Source organism: Kineococcus sp. TRM81007, assembly GCF_022669155.1.
Taxonomy (GTDB): Bacteria; Actinomycetota; Actinomycetes; order Actinomycetales; family Kineococcaceae; genus Kineococcus.
In genome coordinates, this window is the sequence record NZ_JALBVB010000040.1 from 20,275 (window position 1) to 30,712 (window position 10,438).

At 77.3% G+C, this 10,438-nt stretch carries 9 protein-coding genes; 6 read left to right on the plus strand and 3 right to left on the minus strand.

Going from position 1 to position 10,438, the window contains the following annotated elements; genetic code table 11:
- Positions 1-102: 102 nt before the first annotated feature.
- On the minus strand, positions 103-2,391 hold the full coding sequence (locus MN205_RS21615) for a hypothetical protein (RefSeq protein WP_242125088.1): 2,289 nt from the start codon (positions 2,389-2,391) through the stop codon (positions 103-105).
- Positions 2,392-2,463: 72 nt separating this feature from the next.
- Here MN205_RS21615 and MN205_RS21620 point away from each other — a divergent pair, with 72 nt between their 5' ends.
- The 3 genes from MN205_RS21620 to pheA all read left to right on the plus strand — a co-directional run bounded on the left by MN205_RS21620 (position 2,464) and on the right by pheA (position 5,183).
- A complete protein-coding gene (locus MN205_RS21620; protein ID WP_308220240.1) occupies positions 2,464-3,762 on the plus strand; it encodes a glycosyltransferase 87 family protein in 1,299 nt (432 codons plus the stop codon).
- 79 nt (positions 3,763-3,841) lie between these two features.
- Positions 3,842-4,147: a WhiB family transcriptional regulator gene (locus MN205_RS05505; protein ID WP_242125090.1), complete on the plus strand. Its 306-nt coding sequence runs from the start codon at positions 3,842-3,844 to the stop codon at positions 4,145-4,147.
- Positions 4,148-4,247: 100 nt separating this feature from the next.
- Positions 4,248-5,183, plus strand: coding sequence for a prephenate dehydratase (pheA, locus tag MN205_RS05510; protein WP_242125092.1), 936 nt, complete (start codon positions 4,248-4,250; stop codon positions 5,181-5,183).
- Between the two features lie 99 nt (positions 5,184-5,282).
- Here the strand turns inward: pheA and MN205_RS05515 are convergent, their stop codons facing one another.
- Together MN205_RS05515 and MN205_RS05520 are read right to left on the minus strand one after the other, a co-directional pair.
- On the minus strand, positions 5,283-5,954 hold the full coding sequence (locus tag MN205_RS05515) for a hypothetical protein (protein ID WP_242125094.1): 672 nt from the start codon (positions 5,952-5,954) through the stop codon (positions 5,283-5,285).
- A 98-nt stretch (positions 5,955-6,052) separates the two neighbouring features.
- Complete coding sequence (locus MN205_RS05520; protein ID WP_242125096.1) at positions 6,053-7,168, minus strand: diacylglycerol kinase family protein; 1,116 nt, start codon at positions 7,166-7,168, stop codon at positions 6,053-6,055.
- Positions 7,169-7,239: 71 nt separating this feature from the next.
- Here MN205_RS05520 and serS point away from each other — a divergent pair, with 71 nt between their 5' ends.
- From serS to MN205_RS05535, 3 genes are all read left to right on the plus strand, one after another.
- Positions 7,240-8,508 carry a serine--tRNA ligase gene (serS, locus tag MN205_RS05525; RefSeq protein ID WP_242125097.1) on the plus strand — a complete coding sequence of 423 codons (1,269 nt, stop codon included), beginning with the start codon at positions 7,240-7,242 and terminating at the stop codon, positions 8,506-8,508.
- A gap of 94 nt (positions 8,509-8,602) precedes the next feature.
- A complete protein-coding gene (locus tag MN205_RS05530; protein ID WP_242125099.1) occupies positions 8,603-9,436 on the plus strand; it encodes an HAD family hydrolase in 834 nt (277 codons plus the stop codon).
- Positions 9,437-9,450: 14 nt separating this feature from the next.
- Positions 9,451-10,377 carry an oxygenase MpaB family protein gene (locus tag MN205_RS05535; RefSeq protein ID WP_242125101.1) on the plus strand — a complete coding sequence of 309 codons (927 nt, stop codon included), beginning with the start codon at positions 9,451-9,453 and terminating at the stop codon, positions 10,375-10,377.
- Positions 10,378-10,438 lie beyond the last annotated feature (61 nt).

Consider the following 10,438-nt stretch of genomic DNA (forward strand, 5'->3'; position numbering starts at 1 on the left):
CAACCGTGCAAGATCACCGCGAGGGCGAGGGCGAGGGCGAGGGCGAGGGCGAGGGCGGGGGCGGGGGCGGGGGCGGGGGCGGGGAGGGGAGAGGGGTGGGGGTCAGCGGGGGGTTGGGGAGGGTTCGGCGGGGCGGTGGCCGTCGGGTTCGAGGAACTCCATCGTCCGCGTGCACGTCGCGATCAGCAGCGGCACCGCCAGCATCGCGCCCACCGCCGGCACCGCGGCACCGGAGTCGTTGACGGCGAAGCCGATGCCCAGCAGCACCAGCAGCGCCACGCACCCCGGCCGCAGCGCCGGGTGCCGGTCGTAGGTGCGCTGCAGCACCGGCACGCCCAGCACGCGCGGGCGCACCAGGACGAACGCGATGAACACCCCCGCCAGGGCCAGCACCGCGCTGAGGATCCAGTTGCCCACGAGGATCCGCAGGTTCTGCGCCAGCTTGCGCTCCACGACCTGCCACGCCCCGCCGTCCAGGAGCGTCTGCACGAACCGCCCCAGGTGCGTCTGCTGGTCCACCGGCCGCACCCAGTCCACCAGCGAGATCGCCGCCAGCAGCAGCACCGTGCCGGCCAGCAGCAGCAGCACCCGCCGCCACGTCACCCGCACGCCCGCCACGAGCAGCGCGAACAACCCGAACGCCGGCACGATCGCCGGCGGCCCGCCGAAGTCGCTGCCCAGCACGCCGTCGACGTAGACGGCCAGCAGCCCCAGGCCCGCCACCGCCGCCACGGCCGCGCGCCGCCGCCCCGCCAGCAGCAGCCGGTCGGCCACGGCGATCGTGAACAGCAGCGCCCCGGTGGCGAACAGCGCGAACTGCTGGTTGCCCAGGCCGTAGAAGCGGCCCGCCACCACCGGTTGCAGGCCGTTGAGGCTGGAGGTGATCAGCCGCGACCCGGTCGCGGTGTCGATCGCGAGCACCCCGGCCGTGATCGCGCCGACGACGCCGAGCGGCCCCAGCGGGTGCCGGCGCCACGGCCCCAGCAGCGCCACGGCCGTGATCGCCGCCACGTACAGGCCGACCGCGCCGGTCACGGCCAGCAGGTGCTCGCCGGTGGAGTCGCCGTAGCGCCACCACGGGATCGTGTTCGCCAGGAACGTCGAGGCGCACACCGCGCCGTACACCACGGCCAGGGCGCGCAGCCACGCCAGCACCCGCCGCCGCCCGCTCGGCCCACCCCACGCGCGGCGCAGCGCGAGGGTCGCCACCGCGTACAGGACGATCTGCGAGGCGCCCCAGGCGGTGAAGAACGGCGCCACGAGCGGCTGCACGGCCTGGGCCGCCTGGTCCAGGTCGCGCACCTTCTCGACCCGCTCGGCCAGGCTCGTGCCCGCCCGGGTGGAGGTGACCGGTGCGCCCACCAGCCCGGCGACGCCGTGGTCGGCCCCCAGCGCCAGGGCCAGCACGGTGGGCGTCAGGTCCGTGGTCTGCACGATGCCGACCTGGCGGGTGGAGCGGCTGACGAGCAGGCCGTCGTAGTCCCCGCCGCCGGGCTGCGGGCCGGTGGCGGCGGCGAACTGCAGGTGCGCCGTCTTGCCGGCATCGGCGATCGAGGCGGTGAACAGGGTCGTGCCGTCGGTGCCGGTGGAGGCGGCCACCGCCTCCTGCACGGCGCCGACGACGGCGTCCACGGCGGCGACCTGCTCGGCGCGCGAGGCGGCCGGCGCCTCCTCCTGGCCGGGCAGGTCCGCGGGGTCGCGCACGACCCCGGCGTCGACGACGACGACCTCGGCGCCGGACTCCAGCGCGTCCCGCACGTACCCGCCGACGGCGGCCGGGGTGGGTGCCTCCTCGCTGCCCACGTACGCCGGGACCAGCCCCCGCGAGGTCGCCAGCGCCACGCCCGCACCCGGGCCGACCGCCAGGGCGCGGGTGCCGGCCTCGGCGAGCGCGTCGCCCAGCAGGCCCGGCTCGGCGCCGAACGTGCCCGCGGCGGCGATCTCGCGGTACCGCTCGAAGTCCGGCTGCACGCCGTCGACGACCTCGGCGACGGGGGCGCAGGGGGCGTTGACGTGCTCGGCGGAGGTGCCGGCGAAGTCGGTGGCGCGCCGCGCGGACGCCAGCGCCAGCCAGCCGTCGCCCGGGCAGGCGGCGGTGAACACGCTGCGCACCGCGACCGTGCCGATGGCGCCGCTGCGCATGGCGGCCAGCGCGGGCGCGGCCTCCTCGGAGACGTCCGACCAGCGCACACCGCTGAAGCCGACGAGCACCAGGGGGTGCTGCTCACCGTCCCCGGCCGGTGCGGCGGCGCGCGCGGGCGCCGCGGTCAGCGCGGGCAGCGCGGTCAGCGCGGTCAGCAGGAGCGCGAGCACCCCCAGCGCCACCCCCAGCAGGGCCCTCGGCGCCGGGGCGGGGGCGGGGCGGTGGGCGGGCGCGGGGCGGGGCGGCACCCGTCCAGGCTAAGGACCCGCCCGTGCGCGGCTCGTGACGGAGCGGGTGGGGGTCTGGGGGAGGATCGGCGGGTGGTCGTGGACGGGGGAGCGCGGGCGTCGGGAGCGCGGGGACGCGCCGGTGGGGCGGGGGCGTCCCCGCCGGCGCTGCTGCCGCTGGTGCTGGGCGTGCTGGTGGTGCTGGCCGCGTCGGCGCCGGTGGTGCACCGCTACCTGGTGGCGTACCCGCAGGACCAGTGGCAGGTGGACCTGGAGGTGTACCGGGAGGCAGGTCGCAGCCTGCTGCTGGGTCGCCCGGTGTACGAGGTCGTCACCGAGGTGCCGCAGCTGCTGCCGTTCACGTACCCCACGTTCTCGGCGGTGCTGGCCGTGCCGCTGGCGCTGCTGCCGTGGGGCGCCGCCGGCTGGGTGTGGACGGGGGTGCAGCTGGCGCTGCTGTGGCTGGTGGTGGGGCTGGCGTTCCGGCCGCTGCTGGCCCGCGGCGGGCGCTGGGCGCCGCTGGCGCAGGGCGTGATCACCGGTGCGTGCGTGTGGATCTCCCCGGTGGGGGAGAACGTGCGCTTCGGCCAGGTGAACCTGGTGCTGGTCTCGCTGTGCCTGCTGGACCTGGTGCGCGGAGCGGAGGGGGTGCGCCTGGGCCGGTTCCGGGTGCGCTGGCCGCGCGGGGCCCTCGTCGGGGTGGCGGTGGCGGTCAAGCTGACGCCGGGGGTGTTCCTGGTCCACTTCGCGATCACCCGGCAGTGGCGCGAGCTGCGCAACGCGGTGGTGGCGGCGGCGGGGGTGACGGTGGCGACGTTCCTGCTGGCGCCGGAGGCGTCGCTGGAGTTCTGGACCTCCGCGCTGCTGAACCCCGACCGGCTGGGCCCGAACGCGGGCTCGTCGAACCAGTCGATCCGCGGCTTCCTGCTGCGGCTGTACCTGGCGGACGGCACGACGACCGCGCTGTGGGCGCTGGTGGCGGCCGTCGCGGCGGCGGCCGGCTTCGCGGTGGCGCGCCGGATGCACCGGTGCGGCTCGACGGTGGGGGAGGTGGCGGCCTGCGGGCTGGTGGCGGTGCTGGTCTCGCCGGTGTCGTGGCTGCACCACCTGGTGTGGGGCGTGGTGGTGCTGGGGGCGCTGGCCGGTGACGGCCGCGAGCGCCGCCGGGTCGTGGTGGCCCTGGTGGCGACGGCGGGGCTGTGGGTGGCGTGGCCGTGGTGGGGGGCGAACCTGCTGGCGTCCGGGGCGGTGCCGGTGCCGCTGGCGCGCGCCGTGCAGAGCGGGGACCTGTGGTGGGCGTGCCTGGCCCTGGTGGCGCTGGCGCGGGTGGTGGCCCGGCCGGCGGGGGAGCCGCGGGGCGTGTCGCGCTCGCACGGCCTTCACGGTGGGTGATCGATTAGTCGCTCTGTGTTTAGGCGCGCGGCTCCCGGGGGAAGACGGCTCAGCAAGAGCGCCCAACCGAGGGGGAACCGTGACCCAGACGACGCACAACCTGCGCCCGACCGTCGACGCCTGGGAGTGGCAGTTGCGGGGGTCCTGCCGCGACGCCGACCCCGAGCTGTTCTTCCACCCCGAGCTCGAACGGGGAGCGTCCCGCCAGCACCGCGACGCCGCCGCGCTCGCCGTGTGCGCCGAGTGCCCCGTCCTGCGCCAGTGCCGCGAGCACGTCCTCAGCCACCGCGAGGTCTACGGCGTGTGGGGCGGGCTCACCGAGGACCAGCGCGAGCAGATCTGGGCCGCCCGCCAGGACCGCCGCCGCCTGCGCACCGCCAGCTGACCCCCGCCGCACCGACCGGTGCGCACGGTCGCGCCCACGGTCGCGCGCACCGGCCGGCGCAGCGGGTGGGCGCGGCGACCCGTCGGGATAGCGTTCCCCCGTGCCCCGCTACGCGTTCTTCGGCCCCGTCGGCACCTTCTCGGAGGCCGCCCTGCGCACCGTCGTGCCCGACGGGCCCGCCGAGGCCATGCCCAGCGTCGACGCCACCATCGAGGCGGTGCGCACCGGCGCCGTCGACGTCGGCTGCGTGCCCATCGAGAACTCCGTCGAGGGCGGCGTGCCCGCCACCCTCGACGGCCTCGCGGTCGGTGAGCCCCTCGTCGTGGTCGCCGAGGTCGTCCTGCCGGTCTCCTTCGTGCTGGCCGCCCTCCCCGGCACCGCGCTCGCCGACGTGCGGCGCGTCAGCACCCACTCGCACGCCTACGCCCAGGTGCGCCACCGGCTGCACCGGGAGCTGCCCGGCGTCTCCTACGTGCCCGCCACCTCCACCGCCGCCTCCGCCGCCGCCCTGGCCGCCGAGCGCGACGGCGGGCCCGCCGCCGGCTTCGAGGGCGCGGTGTGCGCGCCGTTCGCCGCCCGCCGCTTCGGCCTGGACGTGCTCGCCGAGCGCATCGAGGACCGCGCCGGCGCCCAGACCCGCTTCGTGCTGCTCTCCCGGCCCGGTGCCGTGCCCGAGCGCACCGGGAACGACAAGACGTCCCTGGTGCTGTTCCTGCGCGAGGAGCGCCCCGGCGCCCTGGTGGAGGCGCTGGAGCAGTTCGTCACCCGCGGCATCAACCTCACCCGCATCGAGTCCCGCCCCGCCGGCGACGCCCTGGGGCGCTACTGCTTCTCCATCGACTGCGACGGCCACCTGGACGACGCCCGCGTCGGCGAGGCCCTCATGGGCCTGCACCGGGTGTGCGAGCGGGTGCGGTTCGTCGGCAGCTACCCGCGCGCCGACGGCGGCCACGCCGTGCTCGGCTCCGGCCCCACCGACGCCGCGTTCGCGCAGGCGCAGGACTGGCTGGACCGCCTGCGCGCCGGCGGCGCCTGACACCTCGCCCCGCTCCCCACCCTGCGGTGGNGCTCTCGACCGTGCAAGACCATCGAGGGGGAGGGGTGAGGGGGAGGGGTGGCTGCGCGAGGGCGGGGGTCAGACCTCGCCGAGGCAGGGGCCGGTCCCCAGGGCGGCCAGGCCCGTCAGGTCCCCCGCCGCGAAACCGGCCACCTCGGTGAGCTCCGGGTTCATCAGCTGCTCGGCGTCCTCCACGTGCCCCAGGCCCACCGTGTGCGCCAGCTCGTGCAGCCACACCGCCCGCTCCTCCGACAGGTCCCAGCGCAGCAGCGCCGGCGCCCACCGGTCGCCCCAGCGCTGCGGGTCGTACGGCGTCGCCCGGTCCGTCTCGTCGGTGGTGCCGTCGAGGACGAACCGCAGGCCCGTGGCGCGCGAGACGCGCTCCAGCGCCGAGGCCAGCACCTCCTCGCCGCCGGGCGGCATCCCCGCAGGGTTCACCACGTGGTGCACCGGCCGGCACGGGTCCCAGCGCGCCGGCTCGCCGTCCGCGCCCCGCTCCTCGGCCGACCAGGACGCGCTGGGCGACGCGACCGGATCGGGCCGCCCCAGCGGGGCGCCGGCCGACTCGAAGCCCGGCGTCGGGTAGTGGCGCGGTTCGGCGGACGCCACCCCCGTGCCGTCGACCAGACCCGTGCGCTCCAGCGCCGGCACGCCCACCGCGAGCGCCAGCACCAGCGCGCCCGACCACAGCGCGCGCAGCGCGGGGCGGCGCCCCCGGGGCACGCGTCGGCGGTCCTGGGCGGCGGGCACCCGACGACTGTGCCGTCCCGCGCACCGCCCGGGAGGCGTTCTCCCCGGAGCGGCCCGGCGGGTTCACCCGACCGGCCGCCGCCCGCCGGGCGGGGGCCTCAGCGGGGCAGCGGGGGCAGCGGGGGGCAGCGCACCAGCAGCGCGGCCGGCTCCACCGCGACCCGGATGCGCAGCGCCGTGCCGATCGGGTCGCCGTCCAGCTCCACCTCCTGCGGGTCCGTGCAGCGCACCTCGACGCTGCGCCCGCGCAGCCGCTGCACCCGCCGCTGACCGCGCCGGTCCCGGGTGACGATCGCCCACGCCACCTCGCCCCACGCGATGCCGCCGCGCGGGGAGAGCACCACGGCGTCCAGCAGGCCGTCGTCGATGCGCGCGTCCGGCATCAGCACCAGGTTGCGCGTCAGGCGGCCGCAGTTGCCGACGATGACCGCGCGGGTGCGCACGCCGACCTCCTCGCCGTCGTCCACCCGCACCCGCACCCGCGCCTGCGGCCCCCACAGCGCCCGCGCGCCCGAGACCACGTACGCGCCGTACCCCAGGTGCCGCTTGAGGCGGTCCTCGACGCCGGCCATCATCGCCGCGTCGAACCCCAGCCCCGCCATGACGAGGAACAGGTGCCGTTCCGGGTCGGCGTCCGCCCCGGTGCGGTCCACCGTCAGCCACCCCACGTCCACGGCCGTGTCGGGGGCGGAGAACACCAGGTCCAGCGCGGCGGCCAGGTCCGCGTGGGGGACCTCCAGGTTGCGGGCCAGCAGGTTGCCGGTGCCGGCGGGCAGCAGGCCCATCGGCACCCCGGTGCCCGCCACGCCCTCCGCGACGGCGCGCACGGTGCCGTCCCCGCCGGCCGCCAGGACGATGTCGACGCCCCGCCCCAGCGCCTCGCGGGCCTGCTCGGCGCCGCGCTCGGTGGGCGTGGTCTCCAGCCACAGCGGGTCCTCCCAGCCGTGGGAGCGGAACACCGCCGCGGTGTACGCCTGCCTGCGCAGCAGCGCCTGCTCGTCGAGGTGCGCGAACTTCGTCGGGTTCACCACGATCGCGGCGCGCGACCGCCGCGGCGACGGCGCCTCCGGGGCGGGGGCGGAGACCTCCCGCACCAGGGCCCGCAACCGCCGGCCGGTGCGCCGCTCGCGCACCAGCAGCGCGCACGCCACCACGAGCAGCACCGCCAGCACCACGGCGGACGCGCCCGCGCCCCACAGGTCGCCCCCCGCCACGCCCGTCACGCTACCGGGAGGCCGTGCGCACGAGCGCGGCACCGGGACGGGTGCTCCGTTAGGGTCGGCGCGTGATCGACCTGCGCCTGCTCCGGGACGACCCCGACGCCGTCCGCGCCAGCCAGCGCGCCCGCGGTGAGGACGAGGCCGCCGTCGACCGGGCGCTCGCCGCCGACGTGCGCCGCCGCGGCGCCATCGCCGAGTTCGAGCGGCTGCGCGCGGAGCAGAAGTCCCGCGGCAAGGACGTCGCCAAGGCGAAGGGCGAGGAGAAGCAGGCCCTGCTGGCCGGCGTGAAGGAGCTCGCCGAGCAGGTCAAGGCCGCCCAGGCCGAGGCCGACGCCGCCGCGCAGGAGTTCGACGCGGCGATGCGCTCCATCCCGAACGTCGTCGCCGACGGCGTGCCGCCCGGCGGCGAGGACGACTACGTCGTGCTCAAGGAGGTCGGCGCGAAGCCGGAGCTGCCGGAGGGGCTGGACGCCTGGCGCGACCACCTGGAGCTCGGCGAGCTGCTCGGCGCCATCGACACCGAGCGCGGCGCGAAGGTGTCCGGCTCGCGGTTCTACTTCCTCACCGGCGTGGGGGCGCGGCTGGAGCTGGCGCTGCTGAACCTCGCCGTGGCGCGCGCGGTCGAAGCCGGCCTCACCCCGATGATCACCCCGACGCTGGTGAAGCCGGAGGTGATGGCGGGCACCGGGTTCCTCGGCGCGCACGCCGCGGAGGTGTACCGCCTCGAGGAGGACGACCTGTACCTCACGGGCACCTCCGAGGTGGCGCTGGCGGGGTACCGCGCCGACGAGATCCTCGACCTGTCGGCGGGCCCGGAGCGCTACGCGGGCTGGTCGGCCTGCTACCGGCGCGAGGCCGGTTCCTACGGCAAGGACACCCGCGGCATCATCCGCGTCCACCAGTTCCACAAGGTGGAGATGTTCTCCTACTGCCGCCCCGAGGACGCCGAGGCCGAGCACCGGCGGATGCTGGAGCTGGAGGAGGCCATGCTCGCCGCGGTCGAGCTGCCCTACCGGGTGATCGACACCGCCGCGGGGGACCTGGGCAGCTCCGCGGCCCGCAAGTTCGACTGCGAGGCGTGGGTGCCCTCCCAGGGCGCCTACCGGGAGCTGTCGTCCACCTCGAACTGCACGACGTTCCAGGCGCGGCGCCTGGGCGTGCGCGAGCGCACCGAGGAGGGCGGCACCCGCCCCGTCGCCACCCTCAACGGCACCCTGGCCACGACCCGGTGGATCGTGGCGATCCTGGAGAACCACCAGCAGCCCGACGGGTCGGTGCGGGTGCCGGAGGCGCTGCGCCCGTACCTGGGGCTGGACGTCCTCACCCCCGCCTGAGCGCTCGCACCGCCCGGCGCGCCGCCGCACCCGGACGGGTGGCGCCGGGGACCTCGCCGGGCCGCCCGTCGCACCGGGAACTAGGGTCGGCCGGGTGAGCGGGGGGATGCGTGGCGCGCTGGTCGCGCTGGACGTCGACGGCACGGTCGTCGACCACGACGAGGCGCTGTCGGACCGGGTGCGGGTGGCCGTGCAGCGGGTGGCGGCGTCGGGGGCGCACGTGGTGGTCGCCACGGGCCGCTCCCTGCACGGGGTGCTGCCGGTGCTGCAGCGGCTGGACCTGCACACCGGGTTCCTGGTGTGCAGCAACGGCGCCGTGACCGTGCAGCTGGACCGCTCGGAACCGGAGGGGTACCGGGTGGTGTCCCTGCACACCTTCGACGCCTCCCGGGCCGCGCAGGCGCTGCACGAGAGCATCCCCACCGGGTTGTTCGCGGTGGAGGTGCTGGGCCGCGGGTTCAAGGTCACCGCCCCGTTCCCGGACGGCGAGCTGACCGGCGAGGTCGAGGTCGTCCCCTTCGACGAGATGTTCGACGAGCCGGTGATGCGCGTGGTGGTGCGCAGCCCCGAGCACACCTCGGCCGAGTTCGGCGAGCTGGTCGAGAGCATCGGCCTGCACGGTGTGGCGTACTCGGTGGGCTGGACGGCGTGGCTGGACCTGGCCCCCGACGGCGTCACCAAGGCCAGCGCGCTGGAGGAGGTGCGGCTGCGCCTGGACGTGCCGCGCTCGGCGACGCTCGCGGTCGGCGACGGCCGCAACGACGTGGAGATGCTGCGGTGGGCGGCGCGCGGCGTGGCGATGGGCAACGCGCCGGAGGAGGTGCGCGCGGTCGCCGACGAGGTGACCGGGCACGTGGACGACGACGGGCTCGCCGAGGTCCTGGAGGGCCTGCTGGACGCCCGGGCCGACACCCGCGCCGCCTCCTGACCTCCCCGCAGCCCGTGCCCCCCACCCCGCGCGGTCCGCTGGAGCGGGTGCGGCGCACCTTCCGCGCCCGCGTGGCGGGCGACCCCACGGGTGCGCCGCGCTGGGTGCGCGACGTCGCGCTCGTGGGCGGCCGCGACGGCTGGTTCGACCCGCACGGGGTGGTGTGGGCGGTGCACGGCGGCCTGAGCACCCTCGTCGGCGGTCTCGTCGCGCTGCTGGGGCAGGCGGCGCACCCGCTGGCGCTGGCGGGGGTGCAGGGGCACTCGGACTACCGCGAGGACCCGTGGGCGCGCCTGGCCGGGACCGCCCGCTGGCTGGTGGTGTGCACGTTCGGGTCCGCCGAGCTGGCCGAGCGGGACTGCGCCCGCGTGCGCGGGATGCACCGGCGGGTGCGCGGGCGCACCGACGACGGCCGGGCGTACTCCGCGCGGGACGCGGACCTGCTGCGCTGGGTGCACCTGGCGTTCACCGACGCCTTCCTGGCCGCGCACCGCGAGCTGGGCGCGGACCTGTCGGGCCGGTTCGGCCCGCGCTGGGCGGACGCGTACGTGCGCGACTGGGCCCGCACGGCGCAGGCGCTGGGTGCCACCGACCTGCCCGCGAGCGAGGCGGAGCTGGCCGAGGCGCTGGCCGGGTTCGCGCCGGTGCTGGAGCCCGTCCCGGCCGACCTGCGCCGTTTCCTGCTCGCCCCGCCGGGCCTGACCCGGGCGGAGGCGCCGTTCTACGCGGGGCTGACGGCGGCGGCGGAGCTGCTGCTGTCGCCGGTGCTGGCGCCGTCGGCCGGTGCCCCCGGGCGCGCGGCCCGGGGCCCGGGGGAGCGGCTGCGGCTGGCGGCCACCCGCACCCAGCTGCGGGCGCTGCGCGCGGTCACCGGGCGGGAGCCGTGGGAGCAGGCCGGCCGGTACCGCACCGGCACGGGTCCCCGCCCCACCTGGCTCTGACCCCGCTCCCGCCACTCCTGTCCCCGCCACCCCCACTCCCACCCATCCCCCCGCCCCCCCC